Annotated in this window: 24 protein-coding genes; 14 read left to right on the top strand and 10 right to left on the bottom strand. The window is 70.1% G+C overall.

What is annotated here, in order from left to right; genetic code table 11:
* Nucleotides 1-344: 344 nt before the first annotated feature.
* Nucleotides 345-962 carry an RICIN domain-containing protein gene (locus tag OP18_RS47455; protein ID WP_033366942.1) on the top strand — a complete coding sequence of 206 codons (618 nt, stop codon included), beginning with the start codon at nt 345-347 and terminating at the stop codon, nt 960-962.
* Between the two features lie 201 nt (nt 963-1,163).
* On the opposite strand, the gene OP18_RS47450 is transcribed toward OP18_RS47455, so the two are convergent.
* Nucleotides 1,164-2,525 (bottom strand): FAD-dependent oxidoreductase, encoded by a 1,362-nt coding sequence (locus OP18_RS47450; protein ID WP_162189930.1) that lies wholly within the window; start codon nt 2,523-2,525, stop codon nt 1,164-1,166.
* A 59-nt stretch (nt 2,526-2,584) separates the two neighbouring features.
* Here OP18_RS47450 and OP18_RS47445 point away from each other — a divergent pair, with 59 nt between their 5' ends.
* Nucleotides 2,585-3,226, top strand: a complete 642-nt coding sequence (locus OP18_RS47445; protein ID WP_052388441.1) for a PadR family transcriptional regulator — start codon at nt 2,585-2,587, stop codon at nt 3,224-3,226.
* Here OP18_RS47445 and OP18_RS47440 read toward each other — a convergent pair.
* On the bottom strand, nt 3,189-3,422 hold the full coding sequence (locus OP18_RS47440; protein WP_033366939.1) for a hypothetical protein: 234 nt from the start codon (nt 3,420-3,422) through the stop codon (nt 3,189-3,191). The genes OP18_RS47445 and OP18_RS47440 overlap by 38 nt on opposite strands.
* A 459-nt stretch (nt 3,423-3,881) precedes the next feature.
* On the opposite strand from OP18_RS47440, the gene OP18_RS47435 reads away from it, so the two are divergent.
* Nucleotides 3,882-4,322, top strand: a complete 441-nt coding sequence (locus OP18_RS47435; protein WP_033366936.1) for a VOC family protein — start codon at nt 3,882-3,884, stop codon at nt 4,320-4,322.
* A 572-nt stretch (nt 4,323-4,894) separates the two neighbouring features.
* On the opposite strand, the gene OP18_RS47430 is transcribed toward OP18_RS47435, so the two are convergent.
* The gene (locus OP18_RS47430; protein ID WP_211273900.1) at nt 4,895-5,761 is read right to left on the bottom strand and encodes an SDR family oxidoreductase; all 867 of its coding nucleotides are present in this window, start codon (nt 5,759-5,761) and stop codon (nt 4,895-4,897) included.
* A gap of 111 nt (nt 5,762-5,872) precedes the next feature.
* On the opposite strand from OP18_RS47430, the gene OP18_RS47425 reads away from it, so the two are divergent.
* Nucleotides 5,873-6,460, top strand: a complete 588-nt coding sequence (locus OP18_RS47425) for a TetR/AcrR family transcriptional regulator (protein ID WP_033366932.1) — start codon at nt 5,873-5,875, stop codon at nt 6,458-6,460.
* A gap of 340 nt (nt 6,461-6,800) precedes the next feature.
* On the opposite strand, the gene OP18_RS47420 is transcribed toward OP18_RS47425, so the two are convergent.
* The 3 genes from OP18_RS47420 to OP18_RS47410 form a co-directional block, all read right to left on the bottom strand.
* Nucleotides 6,801-7,160: a hypothetical protein gene (locus tag OP18_RS47420; RefSeq protein ID WP_052388440.1), complete on the bottom strand. Its 360-nt coding sequence runs from the start codon at nt 7,158-7,160 to the stop codon at nt 6,801-6,803.
* 243 nt (nt 7,161-7,403) lie between these two features.
* Nucleotides 7,404-8,045 (bottom strand): response regulator transcription factor, encoded by a 642-nt coding sequence (locus OP18_RS47415; protein ID WP_033366930.1) that lies wholly within the window; start codon nt 8,043-8,045, stop codon nt 7,404-7,406.
* A complete protein-coding gene (locus OP18_RS47410) occupies nt 8,026-10,083 on the bottom strand; it encodes an ATP-binding protein (RefSeq protein ID WP_162189929.1) in 2,058 nt (685 codons plus the stop codon). Before OP18_RS47410 ends, OP18_RS47415 begins: the two co-directional genes overlap by 20 nt.
* A gap of 121 nt (nt 10,084-10,204) precedes the next feature.
* Here OP18_RS47410 and OP18_RS58950 point away from each other — a divergent pair, with 121 nt between their 5' ends.
* The 4 genes from OP18_RS58950 to OP18_RS47390 all read left to right on the top strand — a co-directional run bounded on the left by OP18_RS58950 (nt 10,205) and on the right by OP18_RS47390 (nt 15,485).
* Nucleotides 10,205-10,510, top strand: a complete 306-nt coding sequence (locus OP18_RS58950; protein WP_033366928.1) for a hypothetical protein — start codon at nt 10,205-10,207, stop codon at nt 10,508-10,510.
* 494 nt (nt 10,511-11,004) lie between these two features.
* The gene (locus OP18_RS56425) at nt 11,005-11,802 is read left to right on the top strand and encodes a TetR/AcrR family transcriptional regulator (RefSeq protein ID WP_342668968.1); all 798 of its coding nucleotides are present in this window, start codon (nt 11,005-11,007) and stop codon (nt 11,800-11,802) included.
* A gap of 265 nt (nt 11,803-12,067) precedes the next feature.
* Nucleotides 12,068-12,847: an ABC transporter ATP-binding protein gene (locus OP18_RS47395; protein WP_033366925.1), complete on the top strand. Its 780-nt coding sequence runs from the start codon at nt 12,068-12,070 to the stop codon at nt 12,845-12,847.
* Nucleotides 12,848-12,938: 91 nt separating this feature from the next.
* The gene (locus OP18_RS47390) at nt 12,939-15,485 is read left to right on the top strand and encodes an FtsX-like permease family protein (protein WP_052388442.1); all 2,547 of its coding nucleotides are present in this window, start codon (nt 12,939-12,941) and stop codon (nt 15,483-15,485) included.
* Nucleotides 15,486-15,530: 45 nt separating this feature from the next.
* On the opposite strand, the gene OP18_RS47385 is transcribed toward OP18_RS47390, so the two are convergent.
* On the bottom strand, nt 15,531-16,190 hold the full coding sequence (locus tag OP18_RS47385) for a response regulator (RefSeq protein WP_033366920.1): 660 nt from the start codon (nt 16,188-16,190) through the stop codon (nt 15,531-15,533).
* A complete protein-coding gene (locus tag OP18_RS47380) occupies nt 16,178-17,362 on the bottom strand; it encodes a sensor histidine kinase (RefSeq protein WP_033366918.1) in 1,185 nt (394 codons plus the stop codon). Before OP18_RS47380 ends, OP18_RS47385 begins: the two co-directional genes overlap by 13 nt.
* A 673-nt stretch (nt 17,363-18,035) precedes the next feature.
* On the opposite strand from OP18_RS47380, the gene OP18_RS47370 reads away from it, so the two are divergent.
* The 4 genes from OP18_RS47370 to OP18_RS47355 all read left to right on the top strand — a co-directional run bounded on the left by OP18_RS47370 (nt 18,036) and on the right by OP18_RS47355 (nt 21,743).
* Entirely contained in the window at nt 18,036-18,650 is a 615-nt protein-coding gene (locus tag OP18_RS47370) for a hypothetical protein (RefSeq protein ID WP_033366915.1), read from the top strand.
* 80 nt (nt 18,651-18,730) lie between these two features.
* A complete protein-coding gene (locus OP18_RS47365; RefSeq protein WP_156090301.1) occupies nt 18,731-19,642 on the top strand; it encodes a HEAT repeat domain-containing protein in 912 nt (303 codons plus the stop codon).
* A gap of 239 nt (nt 19,643-19,881) precedes the next feature.
* Nucleotides 19,882-20,619, top strand: coding sequence for a hypothetical protein (locus OP18_RS47360; protein WP_052388438.1), 738 nt, complete (start codon nt 19,882-19,884; stop codon nt 20,617-20,619).
* A gap of 680 nt (nt 20,620-21,299) precedes the next feature.
* Nucleotides 21,300-21,743 carry a hypothetical protein gene (locus OP18_RS47355; protein WP_033366911.1) on the top strand — a complete coding sequence of 148 codons (444 nt, stop codon included), beginning with the start codon at nt 21,300-21,302 and terminating at the stop codon, nt 21,741-21,743.
* 120 nt (nt 21,744-21,863) lie between these two features.
* Here the strand turns inward: OP18_RS47355 and OP18_RS47350 are convergent, their stop codons facing one another.
* Both OP18_RS47350 and OP18_RS54175 read right to left on the bottom strand, forming a co-directional pair.
* Complete coding sequence (locus OP18_RS47350; protein WP_156090300.1) at nt 21,864-23,300, bottom strand: hypothetical protein; 1,437 nt, start codon at nt 23,298-23,300, stop codon at nt 21,864-21,866.
* Between the two features lie 266 nt (nt 23,301-23,566).
* Nucleotides 23,567-24,667 (bottom strand): hypothetical protein, encoded by a 1,101-nt coding sequence (locus OP18_RS54175; protein WP_052388436.1) that lies wholly within the window; start codon nt 24,665-24,667, stop codon nt 23,567-23,569.
* 234 nt (nt 24,668-24,901) lie between these two features.
* Between OP18_RS54175 and OP18_RS47340 the strand changes: the two genes are divergently transcribed.
* Together OP18_RS47340 and OP18_RS56420 are read left to right on the top strand one after the other, a co-directional pair.
* Complete coding sequence (locus tag OP18_RS47340; RefSeq protein WP_052388435.1) at nt 24,902-25,288, top strand: hypothetical protein; 387 nt, start codon at nt 24,902-24,904, stop codon at nt 25,286-25,288.
* 307 nt (nt 25,289-25,595) lie between these two features.
* Entirely contained in the window at nt 25,596-26,348 is a 753-nt protein-coding gene (locus OP18_RS56420) for a CbrC family protein (protein ID WP_156090299.1), read from the top strand.
* The last annotated feature ends 382 nt before the right edge of the window (nt 26,349-26,730 follow it).

Genomic DNA, 26,730 nt, shown 5'->3' with positions numbered 1-26,730 from the left:
ACTGCCCGCTGTCGCAACTCAGCAGGGTACGGGGAAGGGCGTGACATGACTCGATCCTCCACAAGAGGTCGGGCCGGTATCAAATCCGGGGCGGTTCAACGCGCTCGCGATAAGAACGGCGGGCGGATGTTGAGCTGCCGTCGAGCGTCGAGCCGGTCGGATGGATGGATGGAGCAGGTTCGGGGTGGGTCCAGGCCCAATCCCGCCAGTTCAAACTCATCGCCGAGCCACTGGGGCGACGGCTGTCAGCGTGCCGACTGATCCCGCCGTTGACGGCGATGCCGTTCCGCGCACATATTAGATAGAGGCTAACACTATCGAATACTTCATGCAGGAGGACCGCCATGAAGCTGCGACCTGCCTTCATCGCCGTAACCATCGTCGCCGCGGGCGCTGCCGGCGCGGTCATGCCCGCCTCCACGGCCCACGCCCTGACGTACATGAGGATCCAGATACAGAACATGAACAGTGGGCTGTGCCTGGCGCCGTTCGCCGCGGACGGCACGCCGGACGACCTCGTGGTGCAGAAGCCGTGCAGCGACTACGGCGTTTACCTCACTCGGGCCTCGGAGTACATGGCCGTTGCGGTCTCAGACGCGCCCGGCGCGCCGATGGAGCTGCAGACCCACGCCTTCTATCCGTATCCGGAATACTTCGATCAGTGCCTGGAGGTGCCGGCGTTCAGCCTTGTGGACGGCGTGGCCCTATCCGAGCACGACTGCAACGGCGGGCCGCACCAGCAGTGGTACGTCGTGCACCCGCACGTCCCCGGCGACTCGCGCGCCGCCGAGTACCTGCGCAGCAGCTACCAGCTGCGCAACGTGTGGAGCGGCAAGTGCATCGCGATCAGGGACGCCGACCCGTACTGGCTTGCGTCCGCGGTGCAGACTTCATGCGGGCTGGGCAGTGACCGGCTGTGGTGGCTGCTCACCCCGTCCGGGTCGCCCAAGTGGCGCGGGTGAGACATCGAAGGCCACGACGTTCCCCTACTGACATGGCGAACGGGCCCCGAACTCACGAACACACGAATTGGCTGTCGGCCGGTGGGACCCGCGCTCGCCAACAAACGGGTTCCGAAGTCACAGACGAAGCCACTCCTGGCAACGCGCTCGCTCGGCGGCGGATCCGGACGCCTGCATGATGACGGTCACGACTGTGCCTGCTCATCCCGAGCGGTTGACCCCGCTGGCGGCCAGTTCGGACAGGCGGCCCGAACGGTACGGTAGCCCGTCCGGCCGCAGCAGCAGGGCCCCCGCCGGCGGCACTGCGAGCGCGCGGGCGGTGAGCTGGTCCAGCGCGTGCACGGTCAGCGGCGGCGTGCTGTTCTGTGGGAGTACGTCGGCGAACCCTGGCGCGGTGAGCAGCGTAAGGCCGGGCCCGAGCAGGTCTACTGTGGAGCGTCGTTGGCCCGGCCCGGGAAGCCACGCGTGGCGGATGCGCCCGCCCAGGTCGGCGTGCAGCTCCTCGTCGGCCGCGCGGTAGGAGCCGTTCGGGTCGGCGGAGCGGTTCATGTTGTGCACCGCGACCGGCCGGCGCTCGGACTCGTACGTGTCCAGCAGGTCGGGGTCTGCCCAGCCGTGCAGTACCCAGGCGAGCTTCCAGCCGAGGTCGAAGCCGTCGTGCAGGGCGGTGTTCAGGCCGGTGCCACCGCGCGGGGTGACGACGTGGGCGGCGTCGCCGATGAGGAACGCGTCGCCGACGCGGAAGCGTTCGGCCAGGCGTACCGACGAGGTGAAGGACGCGAAGCCGTCGGGCTCGGGCGCGAAACCGGGTACGCCGACCGCCCGGCCGAGCATGGCCATGATGCGCTCGGGCGGATAGTCCGCGGCGGTTTCCCCCTCCGGGTCCCAGCCGACCGCGTACCGCCAGCGGCCGCCGCCGCAGGGCAGAAGAATGCCGCCCGCGTCGGTCGGCCAGTAGATGCCGTGGCGGTGCGCGCCGACGAGGTCCCACAGCGGCGCGCGGAAGCTCACGCTGGCGCCCGCCATGAGCCCGGCCGCGCCGTCCGCGGCGATGCCGAGGGCCGCGCGGGTGCCGCCGTGGACGCCATCGGCGCCGATCAGGTACCGCGCCCGCACGACACCGGCCGCTCCGAGGTCGACGGTGTCGGGTGCGAGCACACTCGCTGTGACGCCACGGAGCACGGTCGCCGACGGCAGGGAGCGTAGGTGCTCCTCCAGGACGTGTTCGAGGTGGTCCTGCGGCACGCACGCGGGTTCCACCGGGCTCAGGACGGCCGCCTGGGCACGCGACGGGTAACCCACCGGGATCGCGTAGCCCTCGGCGACCTGCGCCAGCGACGGCGCCGCCCACATCACCCACTCGACGTCGCGGTCGCCGCCGTCCAGCGTCGCCTCGGCCAGGCCCCACCCGCGCAGGATCTCCATCGAGCGGATGCTGACCACGGTCGCGCGTGGTTGGTCCGACGGTGCCGGCCGCCGGTCGACCACGAGCACCCGCACGCCCTGGCGGGCCAAAGCGACCGCCGCCGTCAGCCCGGCTGCACCGGCCCCGACTACTACCACCGGCCAATCGCCGCTATAGTCCAGCATGGACTAAACATAGTTCAGAAGGGACTATCCTGATGGCGGTCGTCCGAAAACTGACAACGACGTCGTACGCGGTGCTCGGACTGCTCGCCATCGGCCCGTTGACCACCTACGAGCTGGCCCGGCAGGTCGGCCGCCTGGGCGACTGGCTGCAGTCGCGCAGCAAGCTCTTCGAGGAGCCCAAACGCCTGGCTGAGGCGGGTCTGGTCACCGCGACCGCCTCAGCGACCGGGCGCCGGCCTTCGACGGTCTACGCGGTCACCGAGCTCGGCCGGTCCGCGCTGGCCGCGTGGCTCGCCGCACCGACGGAGCCGACGGTGATCGCGTCGGAGCACCTGCTCAAGGTCTTCTACGCCGAGCACGGCACGAAGGCTGACCTCCTCGCGACCATCGACGGCCTACGCACCTGGGCCGAGGAGGAGCTCACTCGCAACGCGCTGCACGCCCAGCGCTATCTCGCGGGTCTGGGTGATTATCCGGATCGCGCGGCGATCCTGGTGCTGACCGGCCGGTTCAACGCGGAGCTCGCGCAGGCCGCGCTGCGCTGGGCGGAGTGGGCCCTCACCGAGGTCGGCGGCTGGCCCGAGGACCTGACGGCGGCCCGGCCCAACCGCGCGGAGATGGAGCGCCAGGTGCGGCTCAACCCCACCGGCGGGCGGTCACCGGCTCCGCGATGAACGTCTCGACGACGAGGCGGTCTGCCGCGTCCTCGACGCCGCGGCCCCTGAACCGGTCCGCGTCGCGCTGCGGGGCGCGGCCTTCGAGGGCCCGCCCTCCCTGCGGCAACCGACCGGTGAGGGCGATGAGCGGCGTGACCATCTGGGCGGTCGCCGGTCCGGTCGTCGCCGTCGCCGGCCTGATCCTGCTGATCAACGGCGTCCGGAAGTTCCGGACATCAGCGCTCGGCCGAGCGGCGCCGGTCCGTCCGGGATCCGGGTCGCCGTGGGCTCCTCCAGGTCGACGAAGACACGACCCGCGGTACGACCGCCACACCAGAAAGCCTGGACTCAACCCAACGTCATGTCCCGGCGCCGAAGTCCGAGCTTGCGGCGCGTCATGCGGTGCCGAACGCAGCAGCCCAGGAGAAGTCCGAAGTGTGTCTGCTCGGTACTTGACGGACGCCGCAAGACGCTTGATCAGGTGCGCGCTCATCGGCTACTTCAGTACCTGAGATGTCGGGAGTTGCGCGCCGTCGATGCTGCGATAGGTGCCGGGTTCGCCCGCTGCATCAGGCTCCGAAAAAGTTGCAAAGGATGTCGAGAACGGTCTGACGGCTCCGTCTCAGGGGCGGAAGCGGCCACCGTGGCCGTACGACACCAAAGGAGACCCAGCATGTCGATCCAGCGGATGGACAACGTCCTCATCGTCGTCAACGACCTTGACGCTGTTATCTCGTTCTTCGTCGAACTTGGCATGGAGCTGGAGGGCAAGGGGCCGGTCGAGGGCCGATGGGTGGAACGTGTCATCGGGGTCGACGACGTCCGACAGGACATCGCGATGCTGCGGACCCCGGACGGCCACGGTCGTGTCGAGCTGGCGATGTTCCACAGGCCGAAGGCGATCAGCGCCGAGCCGAAGGATGCACCGGCGAACACGCTGGGGATCCGTCGCATCATGTTCGCCGTCGACGACATCGAGGACGTCGTTGCCCGCCTGCGTACCCACGGTGCCGAACTCGTCGGCGAGCTGGCGCAGTACGAGGACAGCTATCGGCTCTGCTACCTCCGCGGCCCCGAGGGCATCATCGTCGGACTGGCCGAACAGCTCAGCTGAAGACCGCCGAAGGAACCGCGCGAAGCAACGTCAAGCAAAAGCGGAGAGGCCGGTCCCCGTCAGGCGAGTCCCACATCCGCACGTCGGATGGCGCTCACCTGGTACGCCGCCAACGGTGGACCATCGATCCGACACGCCGCCCCATTCGTGGTTGTGGTCCGGCTTGTCGGCGGCGTGCGTCAGGTCGCGTTGCGGGTTGATCGGTCAGTCGCGCCTCGGTGAGTATCAGCCGGGCCCCGTCCGGCACGGTGGGTAGCGAGTGGGCCAGCAGTACGACGGCAACAGCCCAGCCTGAGACGAGCCGGAGACGTCGGCGCAGCCAGCGCGGACCGCCGCCGGCAATGTGCTCACCGACGCTAATCCCTGTGGCGGTCTGCCGGCAACCGGGGACGAGCGAGCGCGGTGGGACTGGCGTGATGTGCTCGGCGGTGGGGCCCAGCGCCCTCACCGGTGGAAGTGTCGATCGGCTCGTGGACCGAGCCGGTGTAGCTCCACTCGCCCGTTGATCAGAGCCCGCCGCGGTACTGGTGGTCGACATCGTTCTCTCGGTTCTTCTCCGGCGGGTGTTTCGGTCAGTCGGTATGTGTCGCGGTCGTGCGGCCACGGTTCTCGGCCGGGTAGTGCTTGCGGAGGTCGGAGGTCGTCATCCGGTCGAGCATCCGGTCGGGAAGGATGCGGGAAGCCCGGATGAGGAAGGCGGCCGCCGCGCCGATGGTGTAACGGGTGTGGGGCCTGCCGTCGGTCACCGCTTTGGTGATCCTCTTCGCGGCGACGTCGGAGGTCACGCCGGCCTTGGTGAACGCCGCCACGTGGGAGGGTATTGCCCGCATCAGGGCGCCGTAGCGCGCGTGCTGCTCGGGCGTCATCCCGTCGTCGAGGCGGCTGAGGGCGGCGAGGCCGGCGCGGGACATCTCGGTTTTGACGCCGCCCGGTTCGACCACTACCACCTGCACGCCGTGGGGGGCCAGCTCGTTGCGCAGCGCGTCGCTCATCGCCTCCATCGCGAATTTGCTGGCGGCGTACGGTCCGTAGCCGGCCATGGAGATCTTGCCGTTGAGGGAACTGATGTTGACGACGCGTCCCTTGTCGCGGAGCAGCGCGGGAAGCAGGGCCTGGGTGACGGCGACGTGGCCGAAGAGGTTCACCTCGAAGATGCGCCGCCATTCGCTGAGCGGCATCACTTCGACCGGGCCGGCGCCAGGGATGCCGGCGTTGTTGACCAGCGCCCGCAGCGGCCGCGGACCCCGCTCGACACGTGCGGCGAGCGCGGCGACGTGGTCGGGGTCGGTGATGTCGAGGATTACCGGCTCGATGCCGTTGGCCCGCAGGGGCACCCGGTCACTGTCGCGCCGTACGCCGGCGAGGACATGGAACCCGCGCCGAGCCAGTTCCCGCGCGGTGGCCGCGCCCATGCCGGTCGACGCCCCGGTGACGACCACAAGTTCCCGAGTTTCAGTTGACGTTGTCATCTCTTGAGTGTGGGGCAATGAGATGACAGCGTCAACTGGTTCAAGTGACTTAGTCATCGCAAGTGGGCTAGCATCGTCCGCGTGACCAGCCGTGCCGAATCAGCCGCCGCCACGCGCCGCGCCCTGCTCGACGCGGCCGCTGAGCTGCTCGATTCCGGTGGCCTCGACGCCGTGACGTTGCGCGCGGTGGGGGCGCGCGCCGGAGTGACTCGCGGAGCGCCCTACCGGCACTTCCTCGACAAGGAGAGCCTGCTGATCGCCGTCGGAACCCGGGCATGGGACATGCTCGGAGACCGCATGCAAGCCCTTCGCGCGGCACCGGGCCTGTCAGCCGCCGAGAAAATTCGCGGCGGTCTCATTGCACTCATCGACATCGGCCGCTTTCAGCCGCACCTCTACAAGCTCATGTTCAGCAACCCGCCCGGCGACCCCACAGCACTCGCCCGTGCTGCCCAGCGAAGCCAGACCGAGTTCCTGGCCGTCGTCGCCGACCTGGTCGGCGAGCAGGACGCCCGGCGATACGCAGCCCTGCTCATCAGCAGCGCGAACGGGATCGCCGGCCTGGAGGCCAGCGGCCAGCTCACCGACCCGAAGTGGGGAGGCGTCTCCGCCGAAGACCTCATCGACACCCTCGTCGACATGATCGCCGGCAAGAGCCGGCCCGCATGACCGCCGTCCAGCGGACTCGACTACGTCAGAACAAGTGGTGAGATCCGCCCGGACGTCATCGGCTCGCCATCGCCGAGTTCATCCCTCGACAACCAACGACCCGCTGCACGGCATGCCCTGATCCCCCAGTGGCTCCGCACGCCACGGCCTCCTGCGGGTCGAGTTGCAGGGAGCCATTCCGCCCGCCCATCGGAACGATCCAGAGCACGCTCATCGACAGATCCGGCGCCCGCCGGCACCGACCACCGGTCACGAAGCGTGACCGCTTCCGGCGGCCCGGCGCTCGGTCGGCGGCAGATGCGGATGCCTCAGCGGGCGTTCTGCGGCTGCGTGTGCTGGGTCATTGACGCCGAAGACTGTCGCCGATCGGCACGTCGAGGCGGAAAATCGTGCCGATGTCGCCCTCGTAACCGAAGTCGACGTTCTTGACCAGCACCTGCTGCGGACTCGCCTCGACAATCTGCACCGAAATCGGCTCACTGCGCCCGTCCAGCGTCAGCGACCACCGGTCGGCGAGGTAGCTCAGCCCAATCGCCTCGAGGACCTGCTGCGCGTCGTACTCGTCTCCGGGGGCACCGATGGCATACCCGAACACGGTGACCGGAACGTACTGGCCGGACGCATCGTCGACAGGACGAAGGTAACCGAGCAGCTCGCCATCCTCGTCGCGGCGGTATTCGATCCAGGTCGGGGGAATCACGAAAGCGGACGATACCGCCGTCCGACCTGGCTCCACCAACCATTTCGCCGCCTCCGGCCGACTTCAGGCTCGACGCACGCTCATCGGCTTCCGGCCGCTTACGCCACCGACACGTTGCTACGGTGCGTGACAACCCACAGGGGAGGTCTGCGCCCGTGACAGCGGCGATTGAGGGCAGGCACTGTTGTGCCGGCGTCGGCAACCGGGTGTATGACACGTTGTTCGGCCGCGGAGCGCGGGCTGTCACGGATGGGCGATGAAGGCCAGGACAGCAAGGACGCGGCGGTGGCGGTCGCCGGTTTCGGCGATGCGGAGCTTCTGGAAGATGCTGCGCATGTGGGTCTCCACGGTGCGCTCGGCAAGGGTGAGCCGCGCGGCGATGGCGGCGTTGGAGTGGCCCTCCGCGACCAGGGCGAGGACGTCGTGCTCGCGTTCGGTGAGCACGCCGAGTGGGCTCTCGTGGAGGGTGGACGACAGCACTGCCGCAACGACATCCGGGTCCAGGGCCGAGCCGCCCTCGGCGACGCGGCGCACGGCGTCCAGGAAGTCGTCGACGCGCAGAACCCGGTCTTTGAGCAGGTATCCGAAGCCGCCGGAGGCGACGAGCGAGACGGAGTGGCGGGTCTCGACGTGCTGGGAGAGCAGGATCATCGGCAGCGCCGGATGCTGGGTGCGCAGGTGGCGGGCGGCCCGGGCGCCGTCGTCGGTCATGGTCGGCGGCATCCGGATGTCGATGAGCGCCAGGTCCGGTCGGTGGGCGTCGACCGCGGCCGGCAGGGCGTCGGCGTCGCCGACCGCGGCCACGACGTCGTGATCGGCCTCGGTCAGCAGGCGGATGATGCCCTCGCGGAAGAGGACCGAGTCGTCAGCGACGACGATGCGCATCGCGGCCCTCCGGAGCGGGTGGGTGTGCGGGGATCCGGACCAGGACGCGGGTGCCGGCGCCGGGCGGGCTGACGACGGTGAGATCGCCGCCCAGGGAGGCGACCCGGTCGCGGACGGACGTCAGTTCGCGGGCGCTGCCGACGCCGTCGTCGGTCACCTCGATGTGGATCGTGTCCTGGCCTTCGGTCTCGGGCTTCGGCTTGGCAGTGGGGTCGGGTTCATCGCCGGACGCCTGGCCGCGCTCGGGCTCCGGCCTGGTCTCGGTGAGGAGGATGTCGATGCGGGCGGCGCGTGCGTGTTTGAGGGCGTTGGCGTAGGCCTCGGCGACCACGAAGTACGCCGTTGTCGCGACGACGTCGGTGGTGGTGACGTCGGCTATGTCGAGGTGCACGGGCAGCGGTGCGTCGGCGACCAGGGTTCGCAGCGCCGCTGGCAGGCCGTCGTCGAGCTGGCGTGGACGCAGCCCGTGCGCCAAGCGGCGCAGTTCGGCGATCGTGGCCTCCAGCGCTTCGACCGCTGCGTCGAGGTCGCGGTACTCGGCGGAGCCCGGATCGAGGCGGCGCTGCGTCGAGCGCAGCCGCATGCCGACGCTGACGATCTGCTGCTGGGCGCCGTCGTGCAGGTTTTGCTCGAGGCGGCGGCGCTCCTCGGCCGCGGTCGAGACCAGCCTGGTCCGGCTGTCCCGCACGTCGCGCAGCGCCTCCCGCAGCTCCAGCCGCAGCCGGCTCACTTCGATCGGCAACCGGGCCGCGAGCGCCACCTCACGGGCCCGCCGCAGCCGCCGTGCGGAGTTGATGCCGAGCACCAGCCGGCCGACCACGGTCCCGCCCGACGACAGCGGCACTCCGCCGGCAGCCTCGTCCACCTGGGCAGGGGAGCCCGCCAGGTCGACGTACACGTCCTCGATGCCGGGGCGACGCAGTAGCAGCCGCAGGCCGGGATCGGCGAGCGCCGCGCGGAACACCTCCTGCGTCTCCTCCGGTTCGGCGGTACCGTCGCGCACTGCCCGGACGAACTGCTGGATACGGGCGTCCACGACGTACCGGTCCCGGTCGACGAGCCGCCCGACCGCCGTGTTGAGCCGGCGGTGCATCGGCAACAGCGCCAGGGCCGTCACGAACGCGGCACCGGTCGCACCCGCCCGGCTGCCCGCGCCCAGCCTGGCGCCGATCGTCACGGCGAGAGCGAACACCGCCGCCGAGCCGATCGTGGTCAACAGCCAGGCCAGCGATGAGCCGAGCAGCCGGTCGACATCGAACAGGTCGTGCCGCAGCACCGCGACCGCGACCGCGGCCGGCACCGCGACGAGCAGTGCCGCGAAAAGCCCGAGGAAGGCCACTGCGGGCGAGGCGCCCAGCCATTGCAGGACCCAGCCGAGGGCGAGGAGCACCGGCACGGTACCGGCACCGAGCACCAGCCATCGCAGCTGACCCCGGACGACCGGGTCCGCACCGCGGTACCGGACGACGAGGCTCCCGACGATCAGGCTCAACGCGACCAGGCAGCCGAGCAGCGCGGCGACGGCGTTGACCGCGACCACGGGCGGGGACAGCGTGACCGGCTGCCCCTCGCCGGGCGGTCCGATGAGCGCCTGCTCGGCGTTGACGTAGACCCCGGCGGCGACGGCGAGCCATCCGACGCACCGCCAACGCCGGCCGGGCAACGGGCCGTCGGGAAATACGAAGCACAGCGCGGCGAACCCGGCGAGGTTCCAGACCCAGGCGCCCGCCTGGACCTGGTACAGCACCTGAGCGGCCGGCCACGGATGGGGGGTACGGGCGCTCTTGCCCCACCACTCGAGCGCGAACACCGCGGACGGCGCCGCCCCGACCCAGGCGAGTGCCGCGCCGACCGGACTCGCCGGAACCCTCCGGCCGAGCAGGCAGCCCACCGCGACCGGAAGGCCGAGCAGCAGCAGGCCCAGCGCCAACGCGGCGGCTCCGTCACCGCCGCCCGTGGTCGCCGGCACGACCGCCTGCAGCGCCGCACCGGCCAGGTAGACCGCCACGGGAAGCGCAACGATCCAGCGCACGGGCACCCGCTCATGATGCCCGACCGCGGGCCCGGGCGTATCCGTGCCAACACGCAGGTGGTCGCCCCGCGAAGGTCCAGTGCTGCCCTGGAAGTCCGGACCCGCTCGGGTGCGCAGGATTCGAGGCATGGAACTCATCCTCATGCTCCTGCTCCCGTTCCCTATCGGCTTCTTCGTCCGCAACCGGCTCGCCGCGTTCGTCACGTACATCGCGGCCCACTCGTTCGTCTTCACGTTCCAGACGATGGAACTGCTGCGCGAGTGGGTCCGCGGCAGCACGGACGCGTTCCCCGCCGAAGTCACCGACTTCGACGCCCTGCCCTACGGCATCGTCAACCTCGTCATCTTCGGCGTCGGCCTCGGCCTGGTCTGGCTCGGCCACCGACTCGGCAGTAAGCGCCGCAAACCCCGGACCGTCGACCTCTCGGCCTGAGCACCACCCTCCACCGGACACGGCGGTCGAAGCTGACCGCCGTGTTGTCGCACGCTCGATCAGGCTGACCACGCGCGCTCATCGGCAGTTCAGAAACCTCGGCACCACAGGGCCTGATCACCCACCGTTACGAGTAGCGACGGGACACCGCGCACCAACGGCGGCAGGAGCGGGTGTGCCGGGCGCTCAGGCAGTGGTGTCCGAATAGACCTCCACGTCATACAGAAGGCGAACTGGTTCGCCTTTCATGACACCGACGAAAACCGGCTCACCGGCCGGAGTCCACCCGCGTCGCCACGCCTCGTCTCGAGCCGCCGCACGAGATTCGTGATGGGTCTTGTCTGCGCGGTGGAGCTCCACGACCCTCCGGGCTGTGGCGCGATCACTCGCGATCTGGACGCGGAGCGTTGGCATGATCACTCCTCGTGAAGTTAACGTTGTTAAGGTAATCTACCGACGTTAACTTCGGGACGCCACTCGTTTACGCTCCGACTGTGCCGACATCCAAGCCCGAGGCCACCTCGATCTGGTTGCGCCGCCCCCACCCCAGGACACGCTCCTCTCCGCTGAGTCGGACCCGCATCGTGGACGCGGCCGTGGATCTCCTTGACCGGCGCGGAATCTCAGGACTGACGATGCGCAACCTGGCCGAATCCCTCCACGTCACCGCCACAGCCCTGTACTGGCACGTCAACACCAAAGAAGACGTCCTCGACCTCGCGTTCGACCACATCTTCGGCGAGGTGGCACTGCCGGAGCCCACCGAGTGGCAGCACGACGTCCGCTATCTGATGAAAGCGTGGCGTGCAGTGCTGCTCCGACACCCATGGGCACCAGCCTGGATCGGCCGGCCGGTGCTGGGACCGCACGTCCTGGCCCGTACCGAATTCCTGCAATCGGCGCTGTCGCGCGGCGGACTCACCGACCTGCACCTCGCGGTAACAACCCACCTCCTCGCCAACCACGTCATCGGCTCAGCACTCACCGAGGCGACCTTCCGCCGAACATCCGGCCCCGACCGGCGGCTCGACGCTCGGCGCCACATCACAGCGGATCCGGCCGCCTTCCCCACCCTCAACGCCTCCGGCCACCTCGATGCCAACCGCTGGAACGACGACGAACTGTTCGAACGCGGCCTTGACGCCATCCTCGCCAGCACAAATGCGGCTGTACCAACCTCAAGCACAAGCAGTCGAACCGGTGTGGACGCGGTGACTCCTGACCGACATGCTCGGGCGCGCCGGGCTCATGGAGCAACGAGCGACACGCCGCCGGTCGGCGGAGCGAGATGATCCCGACGACCAAGCCGACCCGCGACGCGCCTTGGCCAGCCGCCTTGATCGCAACGACATCACTGCATCAGTCCCGGGCGATGTCCAGACGCTGCCCCGGCAAGCGGCCGTGTCGGCAGCAGCTCGGCGAACCCGGCATGATCGTCGCCATGCCCGGCGCGCTGTCGACGTGAGAACGCTCGACGGTCACTACAGCTGGCTGTAGTCCGACTCCGGTGGCGCGGGGTATCGGTCCGGGCCGTCGTCATGCCTAGCCTCGATGGACATGAGAACTACGAGGGCCGGGTCGCGACGACCGGCCGAGACCGCCGTGACGTCGCCCGACGCGGTGCGCCTGGACGCGGTGTCGAAGGAGTACGGCTCGCCGAAGCAGCGGGTCCGCGCGCTGGACGCGGTGACGGCGAGCTTCGGGCGGGGGACGTTCACCGCGGTGATGGGCCCATCCGGCTCGGGCAAGAGCACGCTGCTGCACTGCGCGGCAGGGCTGGACCGGCCGACGTCGGGCCGGGTGATGCTGGGCGACACCGAGCTGTCCGGGCGGTCCGAGACGGAGCTGACCGAGCTGCGGCGGGACCGGATCGGGTTCGTCTTCCAGGCGTACAACCTGATCGGTGCGTTGAGTGTGGCCGACAACGTGACCCTGCCGGTCCGGTTGGCCGAGCGGTCGGTCGAGCCGGCGCGGTTGAGCGAGGTGCTCGCGGCGGTCGGGCTGGCCGAGTTCCGCGATCGCCGTCCGAGCCAGCTCTCCGGCGGGCAGCAGCAGCGGGTGGCGATCGCCCGGGCGCTGGTCACCCGGCCCGATCTGGTCTGTGCCGACGAGCCGACCGGCGCGTTGGACAGTCGCAGCAGCCGGCAGGTGCTGGCACTGCTGCGCAGGATCGTCGACGAGTTCGGGCAGACGGTGCTCATGGTCACCCACGACCCGGTCGCTGCCGCGCAGGCCGACCGGGTGCTGTTCCTGGCCGACGGTCGGCTGGCGGGCGAGTTGCACCGCCCGTCGGCCGAGCAGGTCGCCGAGCGGATGACCCACCTGGGGGAACGGTGAGCCGCCATCCGTTGGTGCCGGCGTACGACGACGACCCGACGACCCACGACGACGACCCTACGACGCATCTGGGGAAGCGGTGAGCCGGCGCATGTTGGCGCTGGCCTGGAGCACGGTCCGGGGGCGCACGGGTGGGTTCGTCGCGGCGTTCGTCGCGGTGCTGTTCGGCTCGGCGGTGATCACCGCCTGCGGGATCCTGTTGGAGAGCAGCGAGCGGTCCAAGGTGCCGACCGAGCGGTACCGCGCCGCCGAGCTGGTGGTCGGTGCCCGGCAGGCGATGCCGGTGGCCGACGACGTGGATCCGCGGTTCGTCGAGCGGGCGACCCTGCCGGCTGACAGGATCGCCGACGTGGCGCGGGTGCCCGGCGTGCGGGCTGCGATCGCCGACGTCAGTGTCGCGGTGAGCCTGGTGACGGCCGACGGCGCGGTGCTGGGCGACGCCGCGACACGCGGGCACGGCTGGGGGTCCACGGTGCTCGGCCCGTTCACGATGAGCGCCGGTCGTCCCCCGACAGCCTTCGATGATGTGGTACTCGACGCAGCCCTCGCCGAGCGGGCCGGCGTCCCCGTCGACGGCACGGTCCGGCTCGCCGTCGGGTCGACGGTCGCGACGTTCCGGGTGAGCGGCGTCGTGCGCCTGCCGGACGGCCGGGCGTCTCGGCAGCCGGCTGTGTTCTTCGCCGACGAGCGAGTCCGGGCGCTGTCCGGGCGGGCCGACCGGGTGGCGGTGATCGGGGTGCTGCTCCTACCCGGAGCCGGCGTCGAGGAGGTGGCCGACGCGATCCGGGCGGCGGTGCCCGACGTCGTCGTGTACCAGGGACGCGAGCGCAGCGAGGCCGAGTTCCTCGACCTGGGCGGCACCCGGTCGTTCGTCAGCGAGCTGGCGCTGGCGTTCGGCGGCAGCATGGTCCTGGTCATCATGATCGTGGTGGGCAGCACGTTGGCACTGTCGGTCCGGCAGCGGCTGCGGGAGCTGGCGTTGCTGCGGGCGATCGGCGCGACCCCGAAGCAGGTGCTGCGCATGATCACCGCGGAGACGATGGTGGTCGGCACGCTCGGGGCGGTCCTCGGCGTGGTGCCCGGGATCGGGCTGAGTCTGGCGTTCCGGGCGGCGTTCGTGGCGGTCGGTGCGATCCCGGCGGACTTCACGCTGTCGATCGGCCCGCTGCCGGTGCTGGTCTCGGTCGTGCTGTGCCTGATCGGCGCCCGGCTGGGCAGCTGGGTCGCGGCCCGGCGGGCGGCCCGGCTCCGACCGGTGGACGCGCTCGGCGAGGCGGTCCTCGAGCCGCCCCGGCTCGGCCGGCTCCGGTTGACCGTCGGGGTGCTGCTGATCCCGGCCGGCCTGGCGATGGCCTCGGTGCCGCCGCTGCGGCTGCGCGGTGAGGGGGCCGCGGAGAGCGCCGCCTTCTCCGCGTTCCTGCTCATCTTCGCCGTCGGGCTGCTCGGACCGAAACTGCTTGCCGGCGCCGTCACCGTGCTCGGCCCATGGCTGAACCCGGGGGCTGGCGTCAGCGGATTCCTCGCGACGGCCAACGCGCACGCCAACGCCCGCCGGCTGGCCGCGGCGACCACGCCGCTCATCATGGGCATCACCCTGGCCGCCGGGCAGCTGTTCAGCGGCACGACGGCCAGCGCTGCCGCCCAGGACCAGGCCGCCGACGCGCTGCGGGCGGACTTCGTCGTCACGTCCGCGTCGGCGGGGGTGTCGCCGGAGCTCGCCGACACGCTGCGTCGCGTGCCAGGCGTGGCGGTGGTGACCCCGGTGGTGCGCACGCGGACCCTGGTGACCTTCCGCTCGGGCGAGGACGTGCAGTTCCGCCACTACGCGGCGCAGGGCATCACCGCCGACCGGCTCACCACGACCCTGGATCCGGGTGTACTGGACGGCGACCTCGACGCCCTGCGCGGCGACACCGTGGCCCTGAGCCGGATCGCGGCCGGCACCCTCGACGTCGCGCTCGGCGACACCGTCACGCTCCGGCTCGGCGACGGCACGCCCGTCACCCCGACGGTGGTGGCGATCTACGAGCGGGGCCTCGGCCTCGGCGACGTCACGCTGCCGCACGACGTCGTGTTGACGCACACCACCGACCGGCTGGACCTGGCGGTGCTCGTCGCGGCGGCCCCAGGCGCCGACGTCGGGGTGGTCGGTGCGGCGCTGCGGTCGGCCGTGGCGGGGCTGCCGACGGTACGGGTGAGCGACCGTGCCGCGTTCGTCGGTGCGCAGCGTGAGGCTGCCGCCGGCGAGTCGGCGGTCGGGCTCATCCTCAACGCGGTGCTGCTCGGCTACCTCGCGATCGCCGTGGTGAACACGTTGGTGATGGCGACCGCGGCCCGGTTCCGGGAGTTCGCGTTGCTGCGGCTGGTCGGCGCGACCCGCCGGCAGGTGCGGGCGATGATGCGCAGCGAGACCCGGATCATCGTGGTGACCGCCGTGCTCATCGGCACCCTCGCGGCGATCCCGTCGCTGGTCGGCACGAGCCTCGCGCTGACCCGGACGCTGCTGCCGGCCGTGCCGCCGTTGGCGTACCTGGGGATCGTCGGGGTCGCCGCGCTGCTCGGCTGGGCCGCCGTGATGACCTCGGCCCGGATCGCCATGCGGCCCCGGCCCGTCGAAGCGATCGGCGTGCGCGAATAGAGGCCGCCGCGATCGGCGTGCGCCAAGAAGAGCGCGCGGGCCGGATCAACCGCCGGCGGTCCGGCCCGCCGCGTTGAGGTACGCGAGCACGGCCAGGACCCGGCGGTGCCCGCTGTCGGTGACGGCGAGGCCGAGCTTGGCGAAGATGTTGCCGATGTGCTTGTGCACGGCGTTGTCGGTGATGACGAGCTGCGCGCCGATCGCGGTGTTGTCTTGGCCCTGGGCCATCAGCCCGAGGACCTCGCGTTCGCGGGCGGTGAGGGCGGCGATCGGGTCGCCGGCACGCTGCACCAGCTGGGCGATCACCTCCGGGTCCATCGCGGTGCCGCCGGCGGCGACGCGACGCAGCGCGTCGACGAACTCCTCGACCCGGCTGACCCGGTCCTTGAGCAGGTAGCCGACCCCGCCGCCGGTGGTGGCGAGCAGCTCGGCGGCGTACTGCTGCTCGACGTACTGTGACAGCACCAGCACCGGCAGGCCGGGCCGCTCCCGGCGGGCCTGCAGCGCGGCCCGGATGCCCTCGTCGCGGAACGACGGCGGCAGGCGGACGTCGACGATCGTGACGTCGGGCCGATGCTCGCGCACGGCGGTGAGGAACGCGTCGGCGTCCTCGGCGACGGCGGCGATCTGGAAGCCCGCCCGGCCCAGCAACAGCTCCAGGCCGGTGGACAGCAGCACGTTGTCCTCGGCGATCACCACCCGCACGGCAGCTCCATCGTGATCGTGGTCGGTCCGCCGGCCGGGCTGTCGACCGCGACGGTGCCGTCCAGGGCGAGCACCCGGCGGCGGATCCCGGCGAGGCCGGTCCCCCGCCGGTCGTCGGCGCCACCGATGCCGTCGTCGGTGACGGCGACCGTCAGCCGGTCGGCGGTCCGGCCGACCCGGACCCGGGCGGTGGTGGCCCGGCTGTGCTTGGTGACGTTGGTGAGGGCTTCGGCGACGGCGAAGTACACGACGGCCTCCATCGCCGCCGGGACCCGCTCGATCGGGCCGATGTCCAGCCGGGTCGGCACGGCACAGCCCGCCGCGACGGCGCTGAGCGCACCGTCGAGTCCCCGGTCCGCGAGGATCGGCGGGTACACCGTCCGGATCACCTCCCGCAGCTCGGTCATGGCCGCCTCGATGCCCTCGTGGGCGTCGCGAAGCAGCCGGGCCACGAACGCGTCGTCGCGCGGGTCGTCGTCGAACGCCTGCCGGGCCACCGCCAGGCGCATCGCGATGGCGACGAGCCGGGCCTGGGTGCCGTCGTGCAGGTCCCGCTCGATGCGGCGCAGCTCCGCGCCGTGGGCGTCGAGCACGTCGGCGCGGGTGCGGGTGAGCTCGGCGACCCGCTCGGCGAGCTGGTCGTTGGTCGAGCGCGCCAGCACCGCCACGCAGATCCGGGCGTGTGCGCGGGCGAGGGGGGCGAATGCCACGGACCCCACGAAGGAAAGGATGATCATCTGCAGCGGACCGAGGGCCAGCGCCGTCGTCCAGCCGGTTACCGCGACGTCGACGAACAGTCGGGGCCGCTCCGCCGGGGTGAACGCCCACCACAGCGAGGTGGCGATCACCGCGACCACGATGTTGCCCACGCAGAGCAGGGCGGGCAGGCCGAACAGCAGTCCGGTCACGGCGTTCACCGGCAGCCAGAGCAGCGCGCGCAGCGTGCGTCCCGGCGCGGGCTCGGCCCACAGGCGACGGATCGGTGGCGGTGCCGTCGACGCGGTCGCGAGCATGCGGCCGGCGCGGTCGCGGTGCGCGCCCGCCCAGAGCCGGGCCAGCCGCGGCACGCACAGCAGCGGCAGCGTGAGCACCGTGACGACGCCGGTGAACAGCGAGACGAGCAGATAGACCCCGCCCCGGCGCGCCGTTGCCCACCGCGGTTCCGACGTCACAAGGAGATTCTTCCATGGTACGTGTCGGTGACAGCGACGCGGCGGTACCACCGGTCGATCCCGGCGCTCCGCACGGTGGTCGCGGCGCAGCCCACCGCGGTGGCGGCCGCCGCGCCGACCTCGGGATCATCCAGCACCGCTGCGAGGCCGTCGGCGCCGAACCCGGACGCGGTCAGCTGCGCACGTGCGCCCGGTGCTGTCAGCCGGTGCGCCCAGCCACAGCAGTCCTGCTCCCGGTCCAGGCCTCCCAGCGCCCGAGCCCACACCTCGCCCGGCGTCTGTGGACGCCACGACCCAGGCTCTGCACGCCACCCATGGCTACCGCCACGTCAGGGCCTGTAGCGGTCCAACGTTCGAACGTATGCGATCACCGAGCGCTGCGGCCTTGGGGGTTGCCGCGGATCGAGGCGCCCTCAAGGGAGGCGATGAATCGCTCAGGATGTAGGACGTTGGTCGCGATCGTGTTGGGCTTGGGGTTACCGGCGGCGACGGGTTCTCGGTGGTACCGCGCGAGCTTACCCGTAGTTCAGCGGTCATCCTGTCGGTTCGGTCATGCCGACATGCTGCCGCGCGGTGCCGATCTTGCGGCGAAGGTGTGGGTGTACGCGGCGCCGTGAGCGGATGCCGTCTACAGTCCGGCGAATCTGATCATCGACAGCGACAGGGACCGAGCATGGGCTATTGGGGCACGCTGATCGCGGTCCGCGGCGATCAGGCGTCGGTGGTGCTGCAGGACATCGGCGCGTCTGTCCGCTCCCACGAAGGTGCTGTCCGCGGCGACGGGTGGCGTGTCTACGACCTGCCTGACAACGTGCTCGGCCGTGAGCCCGATCCTCTGCTGAGCCTGGTAGCCGCCTCGTCGTGCCCGGTGATCGCCACGTACATCGCCGACAGCGACTACGGCCAGGTCGTCGCGGCCACCCCGTCCGGTGACCGATGGGGTGTCTGGCTTGACCGGGACACCGCATATGCGTTCGAGCGTGACCACCATGCGATGATCGGAATGGCGCGCAAGGCTGCACGACGTCGCGCCCGCGAGACGATCGCCGCCTTCGGCTGTCCACCCCGTGAAGCGGTCCGACATGCGGTCAACTGGGCGGCCGAGGCCGGGTACATCGTCCCGGCCGGGCCGATCGGACAGATTCTGCGTACCGCGCGCCGTCCGGGGCTCGCCGCCCGGCTCCGGCTTCCGTCGACACGGTACGTCCTCAGTGAGGACGCGTACTTCGACCTTCTCGACCGCCTGGGCGTGCCGCGTGCTCCCGTCCGCGATTTACCCCGAGTGTGAGCCAGTTGCCGACCGATCCGCGCAACACACACGTCGCGGCAGATGAGGACGCTTTGGCAGCGGCCGGTTAGCGTGTGCCGGTGCTTGACGAGACCGATTGGTCGATGGTGCAGACCGGGGCGGGGCGCGCGACCGATTTCCCGCGCCATCTCGGGGCGTTGCTCGGCCGTGATCCTGAGCTGCGCGCCGGGGCCGTGCGCTATTTGTGGCACGAGGTGCTGCACTCCAGCACGGTGTGGCCGGCGGTGCCGCCGGTTGCGCGGTGTTTGGCGGCGATCCTCGGCGACCCCTGCATGGACCGGACCGTGCGGGTGGAGCTGTTGCGCTGGCTGCGGTGCGCCGTGTCTGATGCCGTCGATGAGATAGAGGACTTCGACAGGCACGGTGATGAGTCGTGGGAGGTGGAGATGGTGTCGACGCGGGCAATGCTTGCCGCGCGGCCGGATCTGTACCGCAGCGTCGCGCCGTTCATCGGGTCCGGTGACGACGAGGAGCGGATGGCCGCGATCGTCGCGGCGGCCGAGCTGCTGGCGGCACCTGACTTGGAGGACGAACGTCCGAGCGTGACGCGGCTGCTGCTGCGGTTGGCCAGCGGGGCGCCGTGGCGTGAGCGGGCAGGGATCGCGCTCGCCGTCGGCCGGTTCGGTGCGGTACCGGAGGCGCTGCTCGTCGACGAGGACTGGGGCGTGCGCGTGTGCGCGGCTACGGCTCGCGGCCTTGACAACGATCCGGCCGCGCTCGGCCAGCTCCGGGAGGCACTCACCGAACGCCTCCGATGCATCGGCGTGCACTTCGGGTCAGGTCCACACCCATCGGATGTGACCGTGGTGGGGGAGATTGGCGATGCTCTGCTCCGCCGTACCGGAGAACGGCTCGGCGAGTTGGATATCTGGGTTTATTCGTGGCCGGAGGCGCGGGTTGAAGAGCCGTGTCCGTGCGGCCTTACGCGGCCGTCCACCGGTGAGGACGTGCGGCCTGCCTCCGTCCTATGATCGGGATACACGAGATCGAGCGCGCGCTCATCGGCACGATCGGAAGGCCCGGCTCGTTCCTGCCGTGCACCGTCGGTAACGACACCCGCTGGCGCTGAGCGCCCGCAGCGGCATGAGCGGGCACGGGATCAGGCAGTCCGGACCAGCCGCATGCCCCGGCTCGAAGCGTTTGCCGGGAGGCCGGCAAACAGGACCATCGGACGGTACGGTCGCACGTCGTGGGGAATTCACCATTCGGCGTGCGGCTGTGGCGCCTGCTGTCGCACCGGCGGCCGACGGTCAACTCGTCCGTCGAGCAGATGCGAGCCGTCCTGGCCTACGAGATGGATGTGCCCGGCGCGGAACTCGCTGCCGTCGTCAAGGGCAGTGCGGCGCCGAGTCCGAACCTTGTCCGGAAACTGGCGCCGGCGCTCGGCATTCACACCGCCGACCTGTTCGTCATCGCTGGGCTGCCGGTGCCGGACGACCTTGTTTCGGCCTGGCCGACGTCGCCATGGGACGTAGGTTCGATCCTGCAACACGCCATTCGAATGAACGCAGACCAGCGCAGCCAGCTGGAGGCGCTGGTCAGGTCGCTTCCGGTGCAGCCGCGACCTGGACCGGCGCCCACCGACGACTACCCGGACACACCTGGAGCGTTGCTGCTACGCCTGCTCCGTAATCGCAACATCCGCCCGTACAACGCGAAGGTCCTCATGGCTGTCGGCGGCGGTCCTTACGTCTCCGACTCCACCGTCGCGGGACTGGGCCCGGGCAGGGTCGTGATCACCCCGCAGTACGTGACGGCGTTCGCGCACCTGCTCGGCTACCAGCCCGGCGACGTGGTCGCGCTGACCGGGGTCGGGCCGGTCGTCGAGGACGCGCAAGTCCACCCGGCGAGCGTCCAGATCGCCGCGCTGGCATGGCGGGCACGGCGGCTCACCAGCGAGCAACTGAAGGAGGTCATGGAGGCCGCCCGGACCATCCGACATGCCTGAACCTCGCCACGGCCTGATGCACCCGACCCGGCTACTGGACGGGCCTGGACCAGGCCGCAGTGATGTTATGTAGCGAGCGCTTCGCGGCATGAGCGCGCACGTCACGCGTCGTACTTGCCCTTCGGGCGCTGGTGTGCGCCGGGTACCTCGTTGCCGGCGCTGTCGGTGACCTTCGCGTGGAACGTTGTGGCCCAGATCGTGATCCGATCCGGCTCGTGTTCGACGGAGAAGGGTATTCATGCGACGGCCCGTACGAGATGACGATGACCGCCTCGCCGGGCTGCAGCCAGTAATCCTGTCCATATGGCTCCAACCAAAGCTCCAGCAGTGTCCCGCCGTTGTTCCGCACGAGTATCGGCACTGGGTTCCCGAGTTTGCCGATGGCGTCGTCGCTGACATCGCCTGCCCGTGGCATGTCCCCGCCCACGCAGACGATTCTGCCAGTGCCGGTTGGACATTCGTCGGACCGGCACGGGACGCGCTCATCGGCACGACAGGAAGCGTCGGCCACGGCGAGCCGTTGACGGTCCGTGACCAGCCACGGTCGACCTCGCCGCGACCGCGCACCAACGGCGGCATGTGTGCGCACGTGATCAGCGCTGTGTCCTCGACGAGCAGGAAGGGCCGGAAGTCGCGGATGCTCCCAGCTGGGCTCTCGCATGCGCGTCTAGGCTCGCCGGATGGCCGTGCCGCTACGCATCCCGATCGCTCATGAGCCGGACTACCGCAACGACACCATCGGGCGCTACGCGGCTGGCTATTTCTACGCGGCGGTACACGGTGCCAGGCGGGACGTTGACGACCTGGATGAGAGCTTCGCCTGGTACGCCTACGTCCACCGCTTCGACCATGACGGCCGGCACGAGGCATCCACGATTCGCCGGATCGGCGTCGGCCGCTACCTGACCGACCCGCAGGCGGTCGACCGTATCCTCGCCACGCTGATGGACGAACTCGATGCGCCGCGATTCGACGACATCGCCGTCCAGCCCTTTCGCCTCACCGACGACGGTGCCCTGTTCGGCCTGGTCGACGAGTCCGACGCCGACCGCGGCGACTGGGCTGAGCTCTACCCCGACAGGCTCGGCTTCACCCAACCATGGGACGGCAGCTACAGCACGTGATGCCGCCGGATCGCGGCAGATCCGCGCACCCGATCAAGCCTTCGCTCCGGTGCAGCAGGTCGATCCGTGCACCCGATCTTGACGTGTACAGGCGATCGACTTGAGCTTGTCGTGGATGTCTCATGGTTCGGGCGTGGCGATGGTCAGTGCGGCCACGGCGCGGGTGCGTTGGTCGGCCGGTAGGTGCCACGCGAGTCCGGCGATGGCGTGCGCCTGCCAGTAGGCGTCCTGGATGGCGTCGGCCACGGCGACCGCCTGGCTGAGTTGGCCGGTTGACAGGTACGGGGCGATCGCGCCCAGACCCCGGGCCAACCACTGCTCGCAGCGGATCTCGGTGATCATTGCCAGTGCTTCGGTGCGCAGGTGGGTCGGCAGGTGCGGTGTGAGACGGGCGAGTTCGAACATGCGCCAGTTCTCACGGCGGATGGTGCCGACGGCCCCCAGTGTGCGGCGGAGGACGGCGGTCCGCCGACTGTCGGGTAGGTGGGGGGCGAGGTAGAGCAGTGCCTCGACCTGCGCGACGACGCCATACATGCAATCGGTGACGGCATCGGCGGCGGTGAGTGCCTGGTCCAGCGCGGCGGCGCGCTGTTCGTCTGGCAGGTACGGGAGCAGACCGGCCAGCGTTCTGACGCGGGTGTACGGCTCGGTGAGGGCGCCGGCTGCGGCCAACGCCTGCTGCAGGGCTGCGGGGCGCTGCTCGGCCGGCATGTGCGGGGCGATGGCCGTCATCGCTTTGGCACGTTGGTCGTCCTCGACGATGGCTTCGGCCGCGGCCCACGCCCGCGCGGCCAACGTGGTCGGCAGGTGCGGCGCGAGCGCGGCCAACGCGCTGGCGCGCCGGCTGACGGCGACGAGGGCACCGGCCGCGGCCGTCGTCTCGGCGAGCAGGTCGGCCGGCAGGTGCGGCGCGACCTCGCCGAACACGTACATCATGTTCTCGCCGACGGGGGCGTCGCGCATCGCGGTCACAACCGGCCGCAGGACGGTGCCGCGCTGCTGGTCCGGCAGGTGCGGTGCAAGGCCGGTCAGCGCACTGACCTTCCGGACTCCGTCGGTAACGGCCGCCGCCGCGGCTGCCGCGTCCCGCAGGACAGCGGATCGCTGCTCCTCGGGCAGGCACGGCACGAAACCGGTCAGTGCCGTGGCCCGGGCCGACGGCTCGGTGATGGCGGCGGCCGTGGCCACCGCTTCGGCGCGCAGATCGGCCGTCAGATGCGGGGCAAGCGCCGCCAACGCCTCGGCACGCGGGCGCTCCTCGGGGATGGTGCCGGCGATGGCCAGCGCCTGGTCGAGGTAGGCGGTTGGTACATGCGCCGCAAAGCGGGCGAAGGCTTCACCGCGGTCCTCCGGCACCGGCAGGCGCTCGACGTGCCACAGCACCCGCTGGGCCGACCACACACCGGTTGATATCAGCAGCCCCAGCAGCTCAGCCGGGATGACATCCCCTGGCCTGTGAATACCGAGCAACGCCGGCACGCCCGGACCCGTCGCATCCCACACGCTGTATGAGCTGACCACCAGCACATTGTCCTCGGCAACGACACCGGAGACCATCGATGATCAAGCCATTGACGGCACCCGCTCATCCGCAACACTTCGCGCACACCAGTACGTGACCCGTCCCCGAGCACGCTGACCACAAGACACGCGCTATTCGGCACGAGAGGGCGCCGCTGCTGCGGTTCGACGCCCCGGGCTCGCCGCCACGAAGCGTGACGATCTCCGTGTCGGCGGCCGCGCGAGACCCGCGGCATGAGCGCGCACCGGTAGAGACGTGGGCGGTGTTGCGCGGTGTTCGGGGTGGGCGTGGTTGATCGCCGTTACGGGCCGAGGAAGTCATCCTGGCGGGCGGGTGTGATGCTTGCGTGCCAGGCTGCGGCGTCGGCGGGTGTCATGATCTCGTCGAGGGCGAGTGTCGGCACCATGTTGACGAAGCGCCGGCCGTGCAGCCATCCGTGATTGCCGCGCGCGGGGTGTACGACGAGGACCCGGACGCCGTCGCGCTCGGCGATGTCGGACGGCCGGCCCTGCGGGGAGACGTAGGCGCCAGTACCGTCGAACAGCCGGAATCTGCGAAGTGTGTGGTCGGGCGAGGGCGTCTCCGCTGGGCCGGTGCTCGCCGCCGCCACCCAGGCCGGCTGGGGGCGCAGGCCCAGGATCAGGCCGTCCGCCGGATCGCCGATGAGCCGGTCGGCGAGCAGCGTGTGCAGTTGGCAGTTGTCGCCGATGCCGCTCATCGTCAGGCGGTAGCCGCGGCCGGAGTCCGCGTCGAGCACCACCAGCGACGCGTTGTCGAGCACCCGGGCGAGGCCGGCTATGCAGTCCGCGGTGTGCAGCTCGTCGGTGAGTTGGTCGACGAGGTCGGTCAGCTCGGGCAGCAGCGGCGCGACGGCGCCCCGGAACTCCTGCCGCTCCATGGCGGTGTGCAACAGTCTGAGCCAGGGGTCGATGTCTCGCCAGGAGCGGGCCATGGCGACTGCTCCGGCGTCGGTCAGGTCGAACCGATCGGCGTTGGCCTTGCACCGCGCGACGAAGTCACCCCACTCCGGCACCCGGTCCGACGCCGGGTCCGGCGGTGTCTTCGGCCATCGCCACCGCCGTACCGTCGGCCACGCCTGCGACAACAGCACCCGCAACGCCAAGACCCGCACGATCCATGGCACCACCTCGGGCACCAGCGGCAGCGGCGAACCGCCCCGCAGCACGAACGACCGCGCGACGAGCGCAAGGCGAGCGAACTCGCCGTACGGCCCGACCTTGAGCACCTCAGTCAGCTCCCCGACCGCGGCGGTCAACTCGTCCGGCGCAAGGCCCCTGCTCTCGTCCAGCAACCGCTGCCCGAGCACGACCAACCGGTCCAGGTCCGGCTCCCGCACCAGACCAGCCAGCTCCTCAACGGTCGAGAACAGCGGCGAAGCCATAGCCGATCAGCGTAGCGACACCCGCTCATCAGCAGGACAGCAAGCCTCGGTGTCGTCGCTCCCGTCACCGATGGTGACCAGTACGGTCCCGCCGACACGCAACAGTCGCGGCATGAGCGCGCACACCTGACCGACCGGTCGTGAATACGGTTCGCATCGTTGTCGCGGCAGTGCGTCGGCCGACGGCTATGGTTACTGGCAACGATCAGCGAAGTGCGACCCGGGTGGCGCGGTATGGCGACGGTTGAACACGAGGCACGGCTCGGCATCACCAACTGTTTCAGCCCGTTGCTGGAAGTTGCGCTGGAGCCGTGGGGTGAAGACTACTGGCTCAAGCCGGACGAGACGATCACCATCATCGCCGTCGGGGCCGACGGGCCGGAGGTCTGGCCCGGCAACACCGCCAACCATGCGCCGTTCGACGTCCAGTACTACCCGGACGCGATCGCGGTCTATTGCAACGGCGCGGACGCCTGGGTCGCCGACAGCGACGGAAACCGGCTTGAGTGCGGGCATCAACGGCCCGATCCCTCACCTCCGCAGCCGAGGCCTGGCCCTGCCGTGTACCGGCTGACCGGCGTTGGCGGCGACCTGCACTCGCGGGACACGGCTACCGGCTGAAACACGCTGCCGGCCATCACCCAGCCGAGCCGCCAGCTGCGGGCCTCAACGACGGTCCGCTGCACAAATGCGACGTGGGGCCGCGTAATTCGTGCTCGATGAATGGACCCGATCCAGCAAGGTCACGTGTGCGCTCATCGGCCACGAGCGTGTGTCGACTGTCGATCACCGTGGCGGTCAGTAGCGAGCGCATCGCGGCAAAAGCGGATACCAGCGGTGTCATCCGGTGGTTCCGTGCCTGCCGCACTGCGCATAGGGCTGCACCACGGCGACGGACCCCTCTTGCCTGCCGAGGTACCGTGGTGGTGTGCGTTTGGGACGTGAGCGTTCTTCGTCGCCGTTCAGGCTTTATCAGGCAGCAGTCGAAGGCAGCGCGGAGTACGCAGGGTCTGGTATTTGCGCATTCTGTAGAAAAGCCACCGATGGTCGGCTGGCGTTGAGCGTCGGTGCGGACGTGATTTATCGCTGCACGACGTGCGAGCAGCCGTTCTCGGTGAGAGCCGAGGAGCACGATCGACGCGCCAAGACTTGCCCTCATTGTGGCATGGTCGATGACGGCTACCGCCTCGGCGACGATCCAGCGATCTGTTACCCATGCCTCAGCTCAGGGCGCGCGGCGCTCACCAAGGACACCGAGTTCGGCATGGTCACCTGGTCGGACGCGATGAGGGGGCGCACCCACGGTGTGCCGGGGTTGGCTCGTACGCAGCCTGGATTCTCGCTGGCGGATCCTGATCCAGACGGCTGGGTGGCGGTCAACATCCCGCCTAACGTGCTTCTTGAGCTGGTTCACACGCCAACCTACCGTACCTACCAAGGCGTGGAATGGCTGTTCTGTTGTGCAACGGCGATGCTCTACTGCGGCGAGTGGACGAAGACCGATTTCATCAACCATAAGACCGGGGATCCGGAAGCCGTTCTTATCGAAGTGTTTGAGGGCACGCAGCCGTGGATGTGGAATCAGGTGCCGAACGATCCGCAACACGATACAGGCTGGGGTTTCTATGTATTCGAATGTGAATTATGCAATCGAACTCGCGGCCATTTCGATATGACATAGCCTGAAAGCAGACGAGGCCTCAGCCGAATTGTGCCGCGCGCACATCGGCATGTCCGCGAACTGCCATGACGGCCCGCCGTAACGCTCCGCCGCGATCGGATCGCGGCACAGAGTGCACCGTTGTCACGCAGTGGGAGGCTCGGCCACGCCGGAGCACGCCGAGGTTGCCACCGGGTCTGTGGCGCCAGCGTGTCAGGATCGGGCATGCTGCGTTCTGTTGGGATCACGGCGGTCCTTGCCGTGGAAGAGGCTCCCTTCCACAACCTGCATTGGAAGGACACCTTTGAACCGCCCCGGATTTGATACCGGCCCGACCTCTTGTGGAGGATCGAGTCATGTCACGCCCTTCCCCGTACCCTGCTGAGTTGCGACAGCGGGCAGT

The organism is Dactylosporangium aurantiacum, from assembly GCF_000716715.1.
GTDB lineage: Bacteria > Actinomycetota > Actinomycetes > Mycobacteriales > Micromonosporaceae > Dactylosporangium > Dactylosporangium aurantiacum.
The sequence above is the reverse complement of the archived record's forward strand: the minus strand, read 5'-3'. Positions and strand labels throughout refer to the sequence as shown.

Coding starts and splice junctions, on each gene's coding strand:
- OP18_RS47455 (WP_033366942.1), top strand. CDS start 345: ATGAAGCTGCGACCTGCCTTCATCGCCGTAACCATCGTCGCCGCGGGC.
- OP18_RS47445 (WP_052388441.1), top strand. CDS start 2,585: ATGGCGGTCGTCCGAAAACTGACAACGACGTCGTACGCGGTGCTCGGA.
- OP18_RS47435 (WP_033366936.1), top strand. CDS start 3,882: ATGTCGATCCAGCGGATGGACAACGTCCTCATCGTCGTCAACGACCTT.
- OP18_RS47415 (WP_033366930.1), bottom strand. CDS start 8,045: ATGCGCATCGTCGTCGCTGACGACTCGGTCCTCTTCCGCGAGGGCATC.
- OP18_RS58950 (WP_033366928.1), top strand. CDS start 10,205: ATGGAACTCATCCTCATGCTCCTGCTCCCGTTCCCTATCGGCTTCTTC.
- OP18_RS47395 (WP_033366925.1), top strand. CDS start 12,068: ATGAGAACTACGAGGGCCGGGTCGCGACGACCGGCCGAGACCGCCGTG.
- OP18_RS47390 (WP_052388442.1), top strand. CDS start 12,939: ATGTTGGCGCTGGCCTGGAGCACGGTCCGGGGGCGCACGGGTGGGTTC.
- OP18_RS47370 (WP_033366915.1), top strand. CDS start 18,036: ATGGGCTATTGGGGCACGCTGATCGCGGTCCGCGGCGATCAGGCGTCG.
- OP18_RS47355 (WP_033366911.1), top strand. CDS start 21,300: ATGGCCGTGCCGCTACGCATCCCGATCGCTCATGAGCCGGACTACCGC.
- OP18_RS47350 (WP_156090300.1), bottom strand. CDS start 23,300: ATGGTCTCCGGTGTCGTTGCCGAGGACAATGTGCTGGTGGTCAGCTCA.
- OP18_RS54175 (WP_052388436.1), bottom strand. CDS start 24,667: ATGGCTTCGCCGCTGTTCTCGACCGTTGAGGAGCTGGCTGGTCTGGTG.
- OP18_RS47340 (WP_052388435.1), top strand. CDS start 24,902: ATGGCGACGGTTGAACACGAGGCACGGCTCGGCATCACCAACTGTTTC.